The 17,169-nt window shown below is 58.5% G+C and carries 15 protein-coding genes and 2 pseudogenes; 15 read left to right on the forward strand and 2 right to left on the reverse strand.

The features are described from left to right. The first annotated feature begins 1 nt into the window (after position 1). From HDG37_RS14440 to HDG37_RS14465, 6 genes and pseudogenes are all read left to right on the forward strand, one after another. Positions 2–532 carry a hypothetical protein gene (locus tag HDG37_RS14440; RefSeq protein ID WP_184048520.1) on the forward strand — a complete coding sequence of 177 codons (531 nt, stop codon included), beginning with the start codon at positions 2–4 and terminating at the stop codon, positions 530–532. Beyond that, complete coding sequence (locus tag HDG37_RS14445) at positions 520–2,454, forward strand: AAA family ATPase (RefSeq protein WP_184048523.1); 1,935 nt, start codon at positions 520–522, stop codon at positions 2,452–2,454. The genes HDG37_RS14440 and HDG37_RS14445 overlap by 13 nt, the downstream gene beginning before the upstream one ends. Before the next feature lie 716 nt (positions 2,455–3,170). Further along, a complete protein-coding gene (locus HDG37_RS14450) occupies positions 3,171–4,187 on the forward strand; it encodes a restriction endonuclease (protein WP_184048526.1) in 1,017 nt (338 codons plus the stop codon). A 546-nt stretch (positions 4,188–4,733) separates the two neighbouring features. After that, positions 4,734–6,119, forward strand: coding sequence for a Mu transposase C-terminal domain-containing protein (locus HDG37_RS14455; RefSeq protein WP_311541324.1), 1,386 nt, complete (start codon positions 4,734–4,736; stop codon positions 6,117–6,119). Positions 6,120–6,127: 8 nt separating this feature from the next. Continuing rightward, positions 6,128–6,867: pseudogene (locus HDG37_RS14460) on the forward strand (TniB family NTP-binding protein). A 105-nt stretch (positions 6,868–6,972) separates the two neighbouring features. After that, positions 6,973–7,500 (forward strand): TniQ family protein, encoded by a 528-nt coding sequence (locus HDG37_RS14465; RefSeq protein WP_184048803.1) that lies wholly within the window; start codon positions 6,973–6,975, stop codon positions 7,498–7,500. A gap of 119 nt (positions 7,501–7,619) precedes the next feature. On the opposite strand, the gene HDG37_RS14470 is transcribed toward HDG37_RS14465, so the two are convergent. Beyond that, positions 7,620–8,615: a LysR family transcriptional regulator gene (locus HDG37_RS14470; RefSeq protein WP_184048531.1), complete on the reverse strand. Its 996-nt coding sequence runs from the start codon at positions 8,613–8,615 to the stop codon at positions 7,620–7,622. A 137-nt stretch (positions 8,616–8,752) separates the two neighbouring features. Here HDG37_RS14470 and HDG37_RS14475 point away from each other — a divergent pair, with 137 nt between their 5' ends. The 6 genes and pseudogenes from HDG37_RS14475 to HDG37_RS14495 all read left to right on the forward strand — a co-directional run. Further along, positions 8,753–9,670 carry an alpha/beta hydrolase gene (locus HDG37_RS14475; protein ID WP_184048534.1) on the forward strand — a complete coding sequence of 306 codons (918 nt, stop codon included), beginning with the start codon at positions 8,753–8,755 and terminating at the stop codon, positions 9,668–9,670. A 178-nt stretch (positions 9,671–9,848) separates the two neighbouring features. Beyond that, entirely contained in the window at positions 9,849–10,676 is an 828-nt protein-coding gene (locus HDG37_RS14480) for an alpha/beta hydrolase (RefSeq protein ID WP_260334858.1), read from the forward strand. 65 nt (positions 10,677–10,741) lie between these two features. Next, the gene (locus HDG37_RS14485) at positions 10,742–11,401 is read left to right on the forward strand and encodes an SDR family oxidoreductase (protein WP_260334859.1); all 660 of its coding nucleotides are present in this window, start codon (positions 10,742–10,744) and stop codon (positions 11,399–11,401) included. 207 nt (positions 11,402–11,608) lie between these two features. Next, entirely contained in the window at positions 11,609–11,860 is a 252-nt protein-coding gene (locus HDG37_RS39250; RefSeq protein ID WP_260334860.1) for a hypothetical protein, read from the forward strand. A 10-nt stretch (positions 11,861–11,870) separates the two neighbouring features. Next, complete coding sequence (locus HDG37_RS39255) at positions 11,871–12,209, forward strand: hypothetical protein (RefSeq protein WP_311541326.1); 339 nt, start codon at positions 11,871–11,873, stop codon at positions 12,207–12,209. Then, a pseudogene (locus HDG37_RS14495) lies at positions 12,199–12,580 on the forward strand (transposase); the annotation flags it as partial. The gene HDG37_RS39255 and the pseudogene HDG37_RS14495, both read left to right, overlap by 11 nt. Positions 12,581–12,681: 101 nt before the next feature. On the opposite strand, the gene HDG37_RS14500 reads toward HDG37_RS14495, so the two are convergent. Next, positions 12,682–13,437, reverse strand: coding sequence for a TetR/AcrR family transcriptional regulator (locus HDG37_RS14500; RefSeq protein WP_221312008.1), 756 nt, complete (start codon positions 13,435–13,437; stop codon positions 12,682–12,684). A gap of 236 nt (positions 13,438–13,673) precedes the next feature. On the opposite strand from HDG37_RS14500, the gene HDG37_RS14505 reads away from it, so the two are divergent. From HDG37_RS14505 to HDG37_RS14515, 3 genes are read left to right on the forward strand one after another with little or no spacing between them, the layout of a single operon-like run. Then, positions 13,674–14,648, forward strand: coding sequence for an enoyl-CoA hydratase/isomerase family protein (locus HDG37_RS14505; protein WP_221312009.1), 975 nt, complete (start codon positions 13,674–13,676; stop codon positions 14,646–14,648). Further along, complete coding sequence (locus HDG37_RS14510) at positions 14,645–15,571, forward strand: alpha/beta fold hydrolase (RefSeq protein WP_311541328.1); 927 nt, start codon at positions 14,645–14,647, stop codon at positions 15,569–15,571. The genes HDG37_RS14505 and HDG37_RS14510 overlap by 4 nt, the downstream gene beginning before the upstream one ends. 42 nt (positions 15,572–15,613) lie before the next feature. Then, positions 15,614–17,074 carry a class I adenylate-forming enzyme family protein gene (locus tag HDG37_RS14515; RefSeq protein ID WP_184048540.1) on the forward strand — a complete coding sequence of 487 codons (1,461 nt, stop codon included), beginning with the start codon at positions 15,614–15,616 and terminating at the stop codon, positions 17,072–17,074. Positions 17,075–17,169 lie beyond the last annotated feature (95 nt).

Below are 17,169 nucleotides of genomic sequence, written 5' to 3' on the forward strand. Positions count from 1 at the left end.
TATGGACAAGAGAGACAGCGTCAAGCGGCGGCTGAACTTCATCAGCGGCGAAGATTTCTATTTCCTGACCTATGAACTGCTGCTGCTTACCGATATTCTGACGGCTGCAAACGGGATGTTCCGGGATCACCGCAAACTTGCTTATTTGGTGCAGCTGGCGGGTGATGAGAATGTGGTCCGTATCCTTGAGCGCTATGAAGACAGGACCATCAGTAACCCGGAAGATCGGGAGCGGCTGTTTGTGACGTTTGCGAACGGGGAACTCAACAAGCGGGAGATTTTCAAACTGGTGTTTGCGCTTGAACGGCGCGGCTTGCTGCGCGTCGAACGGGCTGCGATACCGGAAGTCGTCGACGTGCAACTGAACAGGTCTGTGCTGCCGGCCGACTTTCTGAAGAACGAAGTCTTCGGGGCGGACCGGGCCCGGATCGGCAGGATCAAGAAGGTCGTTCCGAGATTGTCCACGCTTAACATGGATACGTTTCTGCAGAAGGTGTATGAAAGTCGCGGAGTTAATGTATGGGCACTCTGAAGATCGTTCAGGTTGGCTACCAGGGTGACAAGTACGAGTTCGAGTCGCCAGAGTTCGGGCAGCGGCTTGCCATTGTCGAAGGGCCAAACGGGAGCGGAAAATCCACGTTCTTCAACCTGATCTATTTCGGGCTGGGCGGAAAAGTGGATGAGTTTGAGCTGCGCAGTGACAATCGGCACGCGGAGATAACCGGCGATACCAACAACTTCGTATGGCTCAAGATACGGATCGATCTGAAGGAGTACTCATTAATACGAAAGTTCGGCGAGAATCTCATCACCGTCCGGCCCCTTGGCCCGATTGGGGGTGAAGTCGACCAGAGCGTGGATACCTTTCCCCTGTTCCGGCGGGACGCGGATACGCGGATCTTCTCTGACTGGATCCTGGAGAAACTTGGGATCGCGGTTGTTGAGATCTTTCAGGGCGGGCGGAATTTCAAGCTCAATATCTCGGATCTTATGCGCCTGATTTACCACAATCAGGCGCCTGATCCGCACGGTATTTACAAGCCAGCCGACAACAGCAATTTCCTCTCTGACTCGCTGGAAGTGCGGCGGGCGATATTTCAGGTGCTCGTTGGAAAGACCCTGCTCGCGCTGTACGAGGCGATGGGCGATCTGAAACGTTCGGAACGGGAACTGGACGCTGCTCGCGCGATCCTGTCAGAGTATCAGAAGATTGTGGCCGAAGTGCTCAAGGAGCGTGGCGGCGCAACGATTCAGAATTCGCATTTTCTCGGAAAGCGGATCGACGAGATCAATTCGCAGCTGGACAAACTTGTTCGCGCGAGGTCAGAGCGCCTATCCCATCCTGTGCCGAGTCAGCTCATGCAATCGATTGATGCCGACCGGCGCCGCCTTGGCGAGTTGGTGTCCTCGCTGCGTCAGACGCGGGAAGAGGTCGAGGTGCTCGTTCGAGACAAAGGCCGTCTCGGGAACGTGATCGGCTCCATTCGTGACGATATTGATCGCGTCAGTAAAGTCATTTTCACGCACGAACAGCTGAAGCTGTTTTCAAGCGACACATGTCCATATTGCCTGAATGCAGTGTCCCGGATGCAGGGCCATTGCGTGTGTGGCAATCCTGTCGACGAGAACGATTATCAACGGTTCTTCTACAGCCCCACGGAGTACGTGGACATCTATCGCGCCAAGAAAAAGTCTCTGCAGACGATGCTGTCCACGGTTGGCGATGTGAACGCGGATATCTCTGACGCGCTGACGGAGCAGGCGGTACTAGAGCAGCAGGTGCAGGAACTTACAGACAGCATCGAGAAATCGTATGCGCTGCCGCAGGCAGAAGCAGCCGATTGGCAGGTCGAGCAAATTGACGAAAAGATCTTTGATTTGAAGAACGAGCAGAACGAGCTTCTCCAAGCTTTGAAGATGGAAGAGAAGATCGAGGGGCTGCAGAAAACCTACAATTCCAAGCGGTCCATCTGGACTGCGGCTGACGGTCTTGCAAAACAGCTCGAGCTGGCATCAAAAACAGAGCTCACCGGTCGGATTGCCGGATTTAACGAAATCTACAACGACTTCATGACGAAGGTGCTGGCCGGATGTCGCGCCGCGCGTATCGACGAAGATACTTATATGCCGGTGATCAATAACGGCGAATACCGAGAAGCAAGTGCTGAGGTTTCGAAAAGATTTCTTTACTATTTAACCCTTCTGTTGATGTCGTTGAAGAGTGACATGCCGTTTCCGCAGATGCTTCTTATCGATACCCCGGAAACTGCGGGGATTGACCGGGACAACCTGGTTCTTATGCTGCGGCAGATGAAGGTGCTCGACGAGGAGAACCGGGACTATCAGATATTGCTTTCGACGGGCGTAGAGAAATTCCCCCCGGAGTATAAAGAGTATGTCGTGATACGTCTGAGAGAGGACGCGAAGCTGCTCCGGGAGCGGAGATCCCATTAAGCCAGCTCGGCCCCGGACAAATTCCACCTGTTAGAAGACGAATCGACGCTGCAGTAGCTCGAGTACACCAACGAGAGCATCCTGTCACCGCCATTGAATATGCGTTGTGTAGTTGCTAGGCACTTCGCAACCGCATAGTGCCTCAGCCAACACCCATGGCGGCGCGGAGGAATCGTTGCTGCGTTAGCTTCGCCACGCAGCTGCGAGCCAGAAGCCGTTCGGAGAAGTTGCGTGCGCTGGCGAACTCTCAGCTGGCCGCACGTTCGTGGCCTTGCAACGGAAATACATCGGGCAGCCGATTTCCTTTGATTTTAAATTGCATGGTCGGTCGCCGCCCGACTGAATGCCTGTTCATCCCTCGTCAGCAGGCGTTCGCCAATAGAGTGCGAGGGACGGTTGATGGCCGGGAACGGAAGATCGGGCAGCCGATAAGGCAGCGCACTGATAAACTCGGGCACCGGCTGTTACTGTCGTTGATTTTCAGTACAGAGACATTCCTTCGAACCTTCGCCCGCCACTGCGCGGGAGTATAGGTCGTTGAGATATCCAGCGCAGGCGTCACGCATGATTCGGCGAAGCATTAGCCCTATTGAGTTGACGATTGCGAGCGGGGCAATTCCTAATTCTTTGTATGAATCTAGCTGCTGCACCGCCAGCGCCGTTGATTTCAGTCGGTATATTTGCAATTCATTTTACAATATTGATGCGGAGGCATTATGGGCGGCATTGTGTTTGGACCGGGCACATTGGCGGATGGCCTTCACGAAACCATCGGCTACAAGTCAGGCTTGGCAGTCTCGATTCCCGAACTATGCGATTTGCTGACGGGAACTGAATACCCTGACGCCATTCTCAGGAATGAAGAAAACGCGGTTCGGCTGCGATCGGAAGACGTTCAAGACCTTTACTATCACGCGCTGCACAAAGTCGGCTACAGCCAGAAGCGTTTCAACGGCGACCATCTTGGGGCCTTCGTGTACAGGAAGTACGCGGAGCATCGCCGGCAACTAGAAGGCGTCACCCGGCTAATGAACGAATGGTGGCCAAAGATGATGGCATCCGCATTGGCCGCAGGAACGAAGAGCATGGACCCGCGCCCGTTCATACAGGCGGCGTTCGACAAATACGGCAAAATTGGGCTAGACATTGCGATGGATCGCATAGAAGCGATTTCGACAGCACAAGACCAAGACCCCTTTTCCAAGAGCCAACATCAATCCGTATGGCTTGATCGGCTCGACCTTGCCGAACTCAAGAAGCGAAGCGAAGCGACACCGACGCACGGCGCATACTTCGATCAAAGGTTCATCAACTTCCTAACGAACAACGGCGAGAAGCTTGGGGAAATGCATTGGCGGCGTTTCGAACAAATGTCCGCCGAACTCTTCCATCGGGCGGGTTATGCGGTCGATATTGGAACTGGCGGCAATGATGACGGTGTTGACATCCGTGCTGGGGCGAAAGGAGAAGATAGGACCGCCGCGCCCACGTTGATCGTTCAATGCAAACGGCAAAAGGACAAAATTGACAAAGTGACTGTCAAAGGTCTTGCCACTGACGTTGAATACAACGAAGCGAAGTATGGAGTCTTGATTACCTCGGCTGAATTCAGCATTGGCGCGCGTGAAGTCGTGAATGTGCGCGGATACCCGATCAAGGAAGTCAACGCGGAAAAAGTGGCTGAATGGCTCGGAGTACTGCGCGCTCCAGGCACCGGTATCGTCCGCGTCTGATCGTCAGCGCGCGGCCTTATGTATTTCCGCGCTCACAGTTTATTTACTGCGCTGTGCACCTGCTACGGCAAAACCGACAGCTGTTGATGTTCGTTAATTCTGCTAGCCACGTCCACACCTCGCGCTAGCGGAACAAAGGTCTACAAGCCATGGTCAGCAGCCCTAAGCGGCAAAATTCGTCCTTTTAAACGCGTTGCGTTTTGGCAACGGATGCACGTCCGTTTGTCCGTTAATTTTGCTAGCGGGTTCGACGTGTCCTTTAATTCCGCTAATGCGTTCAACGTAAGTCGATGAGGGCCTGCGATGACGGGTGCGAGCGTGACGAACGACCGTGCTGCGAAGGTCGCATCAGTGCTTCGGCCATTGGGGCGGGGACCGCTTTCACGAGAGCAGGCCGTTCTCGCCGGACGCCTGCTCGGCGTGCATTGGACAACGGTGTATCGTCTGCGCCGGAGATTTTTAGCCGATCCTGTAGCGAGTTCCGTCGTTCCACATCGCCGAGGTCCATCGATGGGCGGCGGTCGGTTGGGGGACGACGCCGATAAGGTGATCGACGAAGTAGTGCATGTCCGGCTCCCTAAGCAGCGACAGCAGGCCCATCCTGCAACGGATCTTGTGCTGGAGGTTCGACACAGATGTGCACTCGCGGGACTGCAACTGCCACGCCGAACGACCATCGGGCGGCGATGGGCGAGGCATCGCGAGCTGGACGCTTTGAAGCGCGCGGCGCTGCCTGACGCGCTCAAAGCGCCGGGGTCGCCTGTTGCCAGGTACCCCCTGGAGATCGTTCAGGTCGACCACACACAAGCGGATGTGCTGCTGGTGAGCGAGTACGACAGACGGGCGATCGGCCGTCCCTGGCTGACCATCGCGCTGGACGTGGCGACGACGTGCGTGTTGAGCTTCTACGTCAGCATGGATCGTCCGGGGGCGGCAACGGTGGGATTGCTCCTGACCAGAGCGGCACTATGCAAGGAGCCTTGGCTTGCGAAGATAGAGGCGGACGCGGATTGGCCGATGCGTGGAATTCCGGAAGTCCTGCATCTCGACAACGCTGCCGAGTTTAAAAGCAGGGCGCTTCGCAGCGGGTGCCGCGAATACGGCATCGACCTCATGTATCGACCTGTGGGACGTCCCCATTTCGGTGGCCATATAGAGCGCCTGAACCGGACTCTCATGGAGCGGGTGCGAGGCCTGCCGGGGGCGACCGGATCGTCCCCGAAAGGTCGCAAAGCGCGACAGTCCGAAAAGACGGCCGCACTAACACTGCGTGAGTTTGAGCAATGGCTCGCGATTGAAGTCGCCAGACGATACCACCATGCGGCACATCGGGGGCTGCTTGGCGCAACGCCAGCCGACATGTGGAGAATGCTCGGCCGGAGTTCTGACTCGCGGCAATTGTCGGGGGCCAGGGACGCTGAGTTGCAGTTCCTGATCCGTTTCTTGCCTGCGGCGTCGAGGACCATCCAGGCGTATGGACTGACGCTTTTCCATATTCGTTACTGGCATCCGATATTCGTTGCATGGCGCGAGTCCCGGCGCACGGTCACCATTCGATACCATCCGGAGGATCTCTCACGCGTGTTCGTGACCGCCGGTACCCGTGACTACCTCGAAGTCCGGTATGCGGATATGCGGCGGCCGGCGATTTCGCTTTTCGAACAGCGAACCGCGCTAAAGGCGATCCGGTCGGAAGGACAACGCACCATCTCTGAGGCGCTAATTTTCCGAACCGTAGAAGAGCAGCGGCGCGTGATTGCTAACGCCAGGCGGGCAACGGCTCGAGCACGTCGGCGATCGCGGAAAAAGTATGTCCCATTGGATGAGGTGCTCGAAAGAGTCGTGCAATTCAGGAGTGAGACGTCGGGGCACGACATCGAGACGGTCGATTACGATGCGCCCGTTCAGGCTTTTGATGTCGAGCAATGGTGAGGTAGAACATGAAAAATGTCACGCTCGGACATCTGTTGCCGACCGCCAGAAAGCAGGCCGAGTTGGGGGACGACGAACGCATTGTTGCGCTTCTCCGCGATCGATGGATTGACTACCCGCGCGCCACGCAAGCGTTGCAGCAACTTGAGCGTCTGTACGAAACGCCTCGTCGCGATCGGATACCATGCCTGCTCCTGCATGGCGACTCAAATATCGGCAAGACGAAAATCACCGCGAAATTCCGGCGCTCGCATCCCAACGAATTTGACGACAGGACTGGGGTAGAACGCTGTTCGGTCGTTTCCATGCAGATGCCGCCGACGCCAGACCAGCATCGTTTTTATCGGGCCTTCTTTTCGAGCTAGGCGCTCCGCACAACGCCGCGGCTGGTCTGGCGTCCCTGGAGCGGCTAGCTCGTGACATTCTCAGGCGGGTATCGCCACGCATGCTTGTTGTCGATGAGATCCACCATCTGCTGGCGGGCAGCTATCGGGAACAGCGTGCGTCCCTGAATCTTCTCAAGTTCCACGCCAATGACCTACAGATCAGCATGGTCTTGGTCGGAACACGCGACGCAGTATTGGCACTTCAGACCGATGCCCAGATGATCAGCCGTTATACCCCATTTAGATCCCCCGCTGGCGCGAAAGCGACGGTCTACGGCGGCTGCTCGCCGCATTTGAACGGGTGCTGCCGCTGCGCAAGCCGTCGGATCTCGCGCGACGCGAGATCGTTCAGTTTGTCTTGAGCGCGAGTGGGGGATTAACCGGCGAAACATCTGCGCCGCTGAATAACGCCGCGGAGCTAGCGATTCGCAACGGCGACGAATTGATCGATATGACACACCTTGAGCATGTCTGCCGGATCACGCAGTAGCTCGACGCGGTGGCCGGTCGCTCCAAGGCCATTTTATGAGGAGGCTTTCGGAAGCTGGCTAGGCAGGGTTGCGGCGCGCTATCAGCTCAGCGTCGGGACATTGTGGGAAATCAGCGTTTCGGAGGAGATGCCTGTACTGGGAACTGCGGGCTGGATACTTTTCCCGGCGATTTCGCAATCAGCGTTGGAAGCATTTGCAACGCTCGCGCGTCTTGATGACGACAGGTTGAGCCGCATACAGACGCCAGCGGGCTGGCTCACCGATCGCCGCTGCGTGCCGTACTGCTTCAGATGCTTTGTGCTCAATGACGCGGACGTGGCGGCGCCTCGCTGGAACCGTGAGTGGCTTGATCCGACAGCCGAATTTTGTAGCGTACACCACAGGCTTTTGGAAACGGTGCCAGCGTCCGTATTCCGGCTATCGAATCACCTCGATGCCGCGCATCGTGCGATCAGCCGTTACCGCAAAAAATGCCTGTCGCGGGGTGCCGGCCGCCTGCGCTAGCAAAATTAACGGACAACACTAGCGCCCTAATGGGCACCGCTAGCAGAATTAACGACCTTCAACAACAGACTCGGCTGTTGAAATATCCATCTGTGCGAGACCCGACCGATAGCGGGATTTCAAGTCAGATCCGAGCTCGAAGAGGCGCGAGAGCGGCGCCCCGACTTCCGCATCGCGTGATCTAAAGGCTCTTGTCTTTGTACGCTTAGGAGTTCACGCTTTTCAAGGAGAAAGTCCACGAGGACGCGGACTTTTGGAGGCATGCGCTCACGAGTCGGGACGTAAAGGTAGAAGCCCGCGAACGGCTTGCACCACTCGCGCAGCACACGAATGAGCGATCCGTCGGCCAACTCGCGGCGTACCGCAATATCGACATGCTGAACGAGGCCCGCACCCTGCAGCGCCGCGCGAATCATGCTGTCATCGTCGTTTGTGGTCAGCGTACCTTGAGGTTCGACAACGAAGTCATGACCCTTCGATCCGGGCGAGCTGAACTCCCATCGGAAAATGGCGCTACTGCTCGTATGTCGATACGCCACACAGTCATGTGTCGCGAGGTCCGCCGGTGTTGCGGGAACACCGTGGCGTTCTAAATATTGGGGCGAGGCTACCACCGCCATTTCAAGCAGTGGCGAGATCGGCACGGCGACCACGTGTGCTGCGAGACTCTCACCCATGCGAATACCGGCGTCGCATCCCTCTGCAATGATGTTTGATAAACCATCGTCCAACACGAGTTCGAGTTTCAACTGAGGATAGCGCGCGAAGAACTCGGCCAAATGGGGCTCTAGCAGATTCCGCGCCGCGATCCTCGACGTATTCACGCGCAGAAGGCCAGAAGGAGCCGCGTTCGTTTCGCCAACGCTGCGCACGGCCTGCTCGATCGCGCCAAGTGCTGGACGCAGTTGATCAAAAAGCCGCTGGCCCTCTTCCGTGAGCGACATCTCGCGCGTCGTGCGATAGATCAGCTTGACGTTCAACTGTTCTTCGAGCGCCTTCAGGCTTTGCGACAACGCCGCCCGCGAAACACCCATCTCGGCGGCCGCCTTGGTGAAGCTGCCGTGTTGGGCAATGTGGGCGAACGCAGCCAACGAGGGGAGACGCGAAAAGTCCATTGATTGTATTGGTAAGCCTGGCTTACAACTGTGATTGGATATTTGATCTTGTTGCGCAGCAATGCAGGTTCTAACATTCTCCCCATCGAGAAGGCAATGATTTTTCGGGCGCTTGCTCAACAATGGAGTTCAGGACCATGCAGAAAATCAAAATCACGAATCCGAGCGGACAGGACATCACACTTGCGGCGGTGATCAATTTCCCGCAAGGATTCGATGAAGGCAGGACGTATCCCGCCTTGGTCGTCGCTCATCCGGGCGGCGGCGTAAAGGAGCAGGCAGCCGGGCTTTATGCGCGCAAGTTGGCGGAGCATGGCTTCGTCACAGTCGCGTTCGATGCTTCCTATCAAGGCGAAAGCAGCGGCGCGCCGCGTCAGCTGGAGAATCCCTATGTCCGCACCGAGGATATCAGCGCAGTTGTCGACTATTTAACGACGTTGCCGTATATCGCCAAGGACAAGATCGGCGCGATGGGGATTTGCGCGGGGGGCGGCTACACGGCCAACGCCGCAATCAACGATCGCCGCATCAAGGCCGTAGGGACGGTGAGCGCGGTGAATATCGGCTCGATGTTCCGCAATGGCTGGGAAAACACAGTCAAGGATGCCGGCGCTATCCCGATGCTCGAACGTGGTGCCGATGCGCGCACCGCCGACGCCGGCAACGCAGAACACGCTGCGTTCCCGCTCGCGCCGATGCGCAAGGAGGATGCGCCGAACAAGGAACTTGAAGAGGCGTGGGAGTACTATCACACGCCTCGTTGCGAACACCCGAACGCGCCGGGCTTCATGACGGCGCGTAGCCTCACGCAGATCATCACGTACGACGCCTACAACAAGGCCGAAGCGTTCCTGACGCAGCCGCTGCAGATCGTGGCGGGCAGCGTGGCCGGAAGCAAATGGATGAGCGACGACCTTTTTGCGCGCGCGGCCAGCCAGGACAAGCATTTTCACGTGGTTGAGGGTGCCAATCACATGTCGCTGTATGACGGGGAAAAGTTTGTCGACGAGGCCGTTTCGGTGCTCGCGCCATTCTTCCAACGTACGTTGAAGTAAGCGGCGAAACAATTCGGGAAGGTCCGGTTCGCCCGAGCCTGCCTTCGAACCAGAAACTCATATCATGGCCCCAGGCAACATTCGAAGCGTCACTTATCGCAATCTGGGATGGGACTCTGCGGCGGACATCCACCACCTGCCGCCGAACTTCGACTAGACGAAGAAGTATCCCGCCATCGTGAGCACGCATCCTATCGGCAGTTGCAAGGAGCAGACCTCCGGCAAAGTGTACGGCGCGGCCCTCGCGAAGGAAGGTTTCGTCGTCATCGCCTTCGACGCGAGCTTTCAGGGCGCGAGTGGCGGCGAGCCGCGCTTCATCGAAGATCCATCGATTCGGGTCTCCGATATCCGCTTCCCCACCGACTATCTGGTCACGCTGCCTTATGTCGGCGCAGACCGGATCGGTGCGGTCGGCGTGTGCGGCGGCGGTGCTTACACGATACATGCGGTGATGACCGACCATCGGATCAAAGCTGTGACATCGATTACCGGAGTCAACTTCGGCAGACTGATTCGCGAAGGCTTCAGCAACTTTGAACCGTTCGCGGCGCTGGAAACCATGGGCAAACAGCGCACGGCGGAAGCACGAGGCGCACAGCGCAACGTGATCAATTACCTTCCCCCGTCGGTGGAGGAGGGTAGGAAAGCCGGGATGACGGATATCGACGTGCTGGAGGCCACCGACTACTACAAGACCGCACGCGGCCAGCAACCGCACCGCGTCCCGAGCGGACTGTTCTCGTTCAACAGCGCCGCGATGGGCTGGGATGCGTTTCTGCATACCGAAGTCCTTCTCACGCAGCCGCTGATGGTCGTCATCGGTGACAAGCCCGGTGGTTTCGGCGCATATTATCGTGACGGTTGGGAGATCTATGGCCGCGCGGCGTCGAAGGATAAGCAGATCGCGGTTGCTGAAGGCTGGTCGCACTACGATCTTTACGATCGCTCAGAACCAGTGGCACTGGCGCTCGCCAGCGTCGTTCCCTTCTTCAAGGAACGCCTGTAAGGGCAGTGGTACCTGCCGGTGTGTTGCCTACATCGGCGGGTCACTCATGGTTTTCCGAGTTTCCGATGACCGACTCCTGGATGACAATGAAGAACGTATTGATTCTCGGCGCGACCGGGCAAATCGCAAAGTGGGTGATCGATGCCTTGGCGGCGCGCAACGACACGAAATTAACGCTGCTTTTGCGCGATCCAAAAAGGATCTCTGGCGGGGAGCCGGCGAACGCGAAGCTTGCCATCGGTGACGTGCTAGACAAGGACTTTCTGAAGCACGTGATGCCGGGCCACGACATCGTCTATGCGAATCTCACAGGTGAGGATCTCGACGTGCAGGCGCGGACCGTCATCGCGATGATGCGAGCGAGCGGCGTCAAGCGGCTGGTATTCTTCCTTTCATTGGGCATCTACGACGAAGTGCCGGGCGAATTTGGCAAGTGGAACAACACGGCCATTGGCGAGGCGCTTGCGCCTTTCAGGCGCGCTGCGGATGCTATTGAGGCATCAGGGCTGGACTACACCATCCTGCGCCCGGCATGGCTGACCGACGAGGACGAAGTCGACTACGAGTTGACTGAACGCCATGAATCTTTCAAGGGCACGGTGGTGTCGCGCAAGAGCGTGGCTGATCTGATCGTGAAGATCATCGATTCGCCGACGTTTCACGTCGGCGCAAGCCTCGGCGTGAACAAGCCCGACACCGGTGGCGATAAGCCGTATTTCATGTAAGCGAGCAATTCTTTCGAATGATATCGACAACAGACTCGCCAGACATTCTCCTTCTCCAACGGCATCACGCTTCGTAACCGCGTCGCGATGGCTCCAATGACGACGTGGTCATCCAACGCCGATGGCACTGTCTCCGATTAGGATCTGACCTATTATCGTGCACGAGCCGGCAGTGTCGGCATGGTTTTGACCGGATGCACGCACGTGATGGAAAACGGCGTCGGCTTCACGCACGAGTTCGCCGCGCATCAAGATCGATTCATTCCCGGATTGCGGAAGCTGGCTCAAGCCGCCAAAAGCGGCGGCGCGCCTGCGGTGCTGCAAATCTTCCACGCGGGCAACAAGGCCGTACCGGGTTTGATTCCAGGTGGCGAACTCGTGAGCGCGAGCGCGACAAAGGCACCTCTGGGTCCTTTCCACGACGGCGTGACGGGCAGCCCCCGCCCTGACTCACGATGAGATTCTCGACGTGATCCGTGCGTTCGGACAGGCCACGCGGCGGGCGATCGAAGCGGGTTTCGATGGCATCGAACTGCATGACGCGCATGGTTTTCTGATTCAGAATTTTTTCTCGCCTCTCTTCAATCAGCGCACCGACCATTGGGGCGGCTCGCTCGAAAGCAGAATGCGTTTCCCGTTTGCCGTGGTTCAGGAGGTCAGGCGCGTGATTGCGGCTCATGCGAAGAGGCCGTTTCTCGTCGGTTACCGTATTTCTCCGGAAGAGGCCGGCGAAGGCGCATTGCGTATCGACGATACGTTCGTGCTCATCGATCGTCTGATTGCGTCCGGCGTCGATTACCCGCCCTGATGCAGACCTTGCGAACTCGATGCTCGACGCTGCCGTAGAGACGGTCGCGTCTGGAAATGACCGACCTGTCGTGCACTCTGATCGTGGAGCGCACTATCGCTGGCTGCTGGGTCTCCCGTATCGCCAACGCAAAGCTGGTTCGCTCGATGTCACGCAAGGGGTACTCTCCGGACAATTCGGCATGTAAGGGTTTCTTTGGGCGATTGAAGAACGAGCTGTTCTATCCGCGAAACTGGAAATCCACCACGATTGAGCAGTTCGTCAGCATACTGGACGCCCATATCAGGTGGTACAACGAAAAACGGATCAAAATCTCGCTAGGCGCACTCAGTCCAGTCGAGTACCGAAAAAGCCTGGGATTCGTCGCTTAATCAGTCCAGGATTTTATCCGCACCCCCCGACGCGATCTTCGCCGGCGCTACGCCCCTACGCCTGTACAGAGGCGAGCGGTCCGTTTATCCGCTGCCCTGCCTCATATCGAATGGCTCGCCGGATCTGATTTCGCTTTGCCTCTCTTCGTTTTCTGACTGCGAGGCTTGCCCGGCTGAACCTGTGGCGGGCTCGCCCACCTGTTAACCACGCCGGCCGTGGACGCTTCCACTCTTTCGCGTTTCGCACCAAGTCCGACAATCAGGTTGGTGCACATCGGCACAAGGACTTCTGAAAGGGGATCGGTCAGATCCGTGAAGTGATCGGCAAGTTCGAGCATGACGAATCCATGCACGGCACTCCACAATTGCATGGCGATGAGAGAGGCACTGATCTTCTGCACGCAGTTGGCGTCAACCAGTCGGGCGCATGCTTTGACCAGAAGCGAGTAGACGGCATTGAACGCAGGCGAGTGCTCGCTCGAGACCTGCGTCGCTGTGCCCCATGAGAGGCTGTATCTGCCGTGAATTGAGAGGCCGAACATCAGGTCGTACAGATGGGGATTGCGCCGTGCAACGTCCCGGTATGCCAGGGACATCGCGCATAAATCGGCCAACGGATCGTCGGTACTCTGGACCAGTCCGAAGGCTGCGGCCAGCCTTCCGAGCCCCTCGTCGGCAACTGCCTGAAGCAGTTCGGGCACACCGCCAAAGTGGCTGTAGACGCCCATGGTCGACAGCCCGGCCTCATTCGCCACCGAGCGGGCCTTCACTTCGGATGGTCCGTTCGTCGCAAGCAAACGGATTGCAGCCTCGATGAGGCGTGTGCGGACATCAGGGTTTGACCTAACAGTAGACATGTTGCGAAGCCTCCATAACATAGTTATTCTACTCAATAACGATGTTATTTGACGTCGCACCGATAAATCGTCGGCGACACAGTGCAGAACGCAACCGTGATGCGATCAATGGCGCTTCGGGGCACCACGCATTGACCGCGTGCATCGTGAGCAGCACCGGTCGATGGCAGCAGGAACCTGAAATCATTAAAGGAGAGCGTGCGCGCTCTCCACGCTTCATTCAGAGGATCCAAGAAATGAGGAAGACACGCGCGATGCCAGGGCGCCTTGATGTGGAGACCCGCGGTTCCGTACTGGTTGTGCGGCTGGAGGGTGGGCCCTACGGCCTGATGGGGCTGAATATGGCCGACGAGCTTTCAGCGCTGGTCGACAGGGTGGAATCGGACCCCGCAGTCACTGCGGTGATACTGACCGGAACGCACCCCGGTCGTTTCATCGGTCATGCAGACGTTCGCTGGTTGCAGGAAGGCGGAAAGAGTATCCCTTCTGTCGGGCCTCGCCTGGCGTCCGCGATCGCCCGCACGTCCGCGGCGGTCCGCAAGGTGCCTCCACTTGCGGCAGTCGCATCCATAACGCCCCTGGAGGGAGGGATGCAACTGGATCAACTGCACGACACGTTTTTGCGGATGAACCGCTGCGGCGTCATCTTCGTCGCCGCGCTGAACGGCTCTGCGCTGGGGCTGGGCAGCGAGCTCGCGCAAGCTTGCGATGTCCGCCTGATGGCCGATGGGGATTTCTTCATCGGGCAACCCGAAGTCCTCCTTGGTATCCATCCCGGTGGCGGTGGCACGCAGCGACTGACGCGACTGGTCGGCGCGCACCGTGCACTCATGATGATGCTCGAGGGCCGGCCGGTCTCTCCGGGAAAGGCCCTCGAAATCGGTCTCGTTGACGAGGTGGTTCCCCCCGACGAGCTCCTCGACCGGGCGATTGCGCTGGCCGAGTACATGAGTTCCCGTCCAAGCGATGCTATCGCAGCGATCAAGCGGGCGGTGTACCTCGGGGGATCGATGTCGCTCGATGAAGGGCTGCATCTCGAGCGCGCGGAATTCATCCAGATATCTCCGTCAAAGACTGCCCAGTCGCTGATGGTCGGATACCTCGAGCGCACCGCACGCGACGGAGACCTGCCTCTGTACGACCCCGCAATCTACAGCGAGGCCCTTGAGGGCGGTCGTTTTCCCTTGAACAGCAAGGCTTCAAGGAAGTGAGCAACATCGCTATGCTTCCGTCCACTTACCCATTCACCCGCCGGGACATCCGCTTCGTCTCGGGCGAAACCTACTGCTCCGCCTGGCTCTATATGCCGGTCGGAGTCACGCGGCCACCGGTGGTAGTTCTCGGACACGGGCTCGGCGCCGTTCGCGAGATGCGCCTCGATGCCTTTTCGGAACGGTTTGCGGCCGCGGGAATGGCGACCCTGGCCTTCACCTACCGTTATTTTGGCGACAGCGGTGGCAAGCCCAGGCAACTGATGTCCGTGAAGCGTCAGCTTGCAGACTGGGACGCTGCGCTGGACTTTGTCGGAGACTGCGGCGACGTCGATGGCAGCCGCGTCGCAGTCTGGGGTAGTTCGTTTGGCGGCGGCCATGCGATCCAGGTGGCCAGCCGACACCCCGAACTGCTGGCAGCCGTCAGCCAGTGTCCATTTACCGACGGGCTTGCCTCCGCAGCCGCGCTGGGTGTGAAGGCATCGATGAAGGTCACTCCGGCTGTCGTGCGTGACTTCGCGGCCAGACTGCTTGGGCGGCCGCCCGTGATGGTTCCGATCGCAGCAGCGCCGGGCAACCCGGCCTTGATGAATGCCCATGACGCATTGCCGGGCTATCTGGCGCTGGTGCCGAAGGGGACGGAGTTCGTCAATCACGTTGCGGCAAGGGTCATCCCGGAGATCGCCACCTACCGGCCCGGACGTTCGGCGCGCAAGGTGGCGATGCCCATCCTGTTTTGCGTCAGCACCACTGACACTGTCACGCCGCCGGATCAGACCATCGCGCTGGCCCGCCGTGCGCCGCACGGCGAGATCAAGCTGTATTCGGCCGGTCACTTCGATTTTTACCTCGGCGACGACTTCGAAAGGATCGTGTCGGACCAGACGCGATTTCTGGCCAGACACCTTAGGGTCGCAGGTTAATCCGAGCGGATTCCCACTGCCATTTTTGCGGAGAGAACAACGATGCGTTTTTCCAAACTTTCGGAACAGCGTGCGGCGTCGGCGCCCGGCGCGCCTTGCGTTCAGGATGCCACCACCACCCTGTCGAACGAGGAGTTCCATTCGAAGGTCCTCGCAGCAGCGGGCGTGTTCGCGGACCTGGGTGTCTGGGCGGGGGACGTCATAGCGATCATGCTGCCTAATCAGGTCGAGTTCGTGGTGGCGATGTTCGCCGCCTGGCGCCTGGGTGCGGCGGTCACTCCCGTCAAGCCCAGTCTCACCATCAAGGAAGCTACCCATCAGATTGTCGATTCGGGAGCGGTGCTGGTTGTGAATGGCACGGGCGAAGCCGTGGTCCCGGAAGTGCGATCGTTGCCGGTTGCCGCTCTGAGTGCGGGGAAGCGCTACGCAGGGGTGCCGTTCGAGGATCCGGCCGCACTGGCTCTGCTGATCTATACCAGCGGTACGACCGGCCTGCCCAAAGGCGTGATGCTCGATCATGCCAATGTCGAAGCCATGGTGGAAATGGGCCAGCATTCGCTCAAGGTTACGGCAGAGGATCATTGCCTCCTCGTGCTACCGCTCTTTCACGTCAACGCTATCCTGGTGAGCACCCTGACGCCGCTGTCAGCAGGCGGCCAGGTCACGATCCGCGAGCGCTTCGACATCGACACTTTTTTTGGCGACGTCGAGCGTCTGCGACCGACGTACTTCTCGGGCGTGCCGACGATCTATGCGCTGCTCAACGCGCTGCCAGGTCACGTCAAACCCGACACGTCCAGCCTGCGGTACGGCATCTGCGGCGCGGCGCCCGCGTCGGAAGAACTTCTGACAAGTTTCGAATCCCGCTACGGCTTTCCATTGATCGAGGGTTACGGACTGTCCGAAGGCACCTGTGGGTCGACCATCAATCCGTTTGACGGTGTGCGCAAGGGCGGCACCGTCGGTCTGCCATTCGCCGAGCAACGCATTGCGATCGCCGATCCGCGCGGCGTGCATCTGCCGCAGGGCGCTACCGGCGAGGTGCTGATCCAGGGCCCCAACGTCATGCGCGGTTACCTGGGCAAGCCTGAGGAAACGGCGAAGACCATCGTCGATGGCTGGCTGCACACCGGTGATATCGGGCGCCTCGATGAGGATGGTTACCTTTCCATCGTCGGGCGCCTGAAGGAGATGATCATTCGCGGTGGCGAGAACATCTATCCCAGGGAAATTGAAGACGTGCTGTCGGCGTTCCCCGGTGTGCTCGAAGCGGCGGTGGTCGGCGTTCCTCACGAGACACTGGGTGAAACCGTCATTGCCTATGTCGCGTATCGAGCCGGATTCACTGGCAGCACGGATGCGCTGCACGAGCACTGCGCCGGTCAGTTGACGCGTTACAAGAGACCCGTGACGATCAACGTCGTCGACAGCCTCCCAAAAAATGCGGTGGGCAAGATTGACAAATTAAAGCTGCGGGATCTATGGACGTCGCAGAACGCGTGATCCTGATAGGCATTCCATGTACGCGCTTTTGGGCCGCATGAGACCGGAAACCCAGGGATCGTCGGCGCGTATTTGTATCGGACTTCTCAGTCCAT

Origin of the sequence: Paraburkholderia sp. MM5384-R2, assembly GCF_014201025.1 — a bacterium.
GTDB lineage: Bacteria > Pseudomonadota > Gammaproteobacteria > Burkholderiales > Burkholderiaceae > Paraburkholderia > Paraburkholderia tuberum.

Bases quoted from the DNA above. Each gene is read 5' to 3' on its own strand.
- HDG37_RS14470 (WP_184048531.1), bottom strand. From the start codon at position 8,615: ATGGACTTTTCGCGTCTCCCCTCGTTGGCTGCGTTCGCCCACATTGCC.
- HDG37_RS14465 (WP_184048803.1), top strand. From the start codon at position 6,973: ATGTCTGCCGGATCACGCAGTAGCTCGACGCGGTGGCCGGTCGCTCCA.
- HDG37_RS14485 (WP_260334859.1), top strand. From the start codon at position 10,742: ATGACCGACTCCTGGATGACAATGAAGAACGTATTGATTCTCGGCGCG.
- HDG37_RS14440 (WP_184048520.1), top strand. From the start codon at position 2: ATGGACAAGAGAGACAGCGTCAAGCGGCGGCTGAACTTCATCAGCGGC.
- HDG37_RS14450 (WP_184048526.1), top strand. From the start codon at position 3,171: ATGGGCGGCATTGTGTTTGGACCGGGCACATTGGCGGATGGCCTTCAC.
- HDG37_RS14445 (WP_184048523.1), top strand. From the start codon at position 520: ATGGGCACTCTGAAGATCGTTCAGGTTGGCTACCAGGGTGACAAGTAC.
- HDG37_RS14500 (WP_221312008.1), bottom strand. From the start codon at position 13,437: ATGTCTACTGTTAGGTCAAACCCTGATGTCCGCACACGCCTCATCGAG.
- HDG37_RS14475 (WP_184048534.1), top strand. From the start codon at position 8,753: ATGCAGAAAATCAAAATCACGAATCCGAGCGGACAGGACATCACACTT.
- HDG37_RS39250 (WP_260334860.1), top strand. From the start codon at position 11,609: ATGGAAAACGGCGTCGGCTTCACGCACGAGTTCGCCGCGCATCAAGAT.
- HDG37_RS14515 (WP_184048540.1), top strand. From the start codon at position 15,614: ATGCGTTTTTCCAAACTTTCGGAACAGCGTGCGGCGTCGGCGCCCGGC.
- HDG37_RS14505 (WP_221312009.1), top strand. From the start codon at position 13,674: ATGAGGAAGACACGCGCGATGCCAGGGCGCCTTGATGTGGAGACCCGC.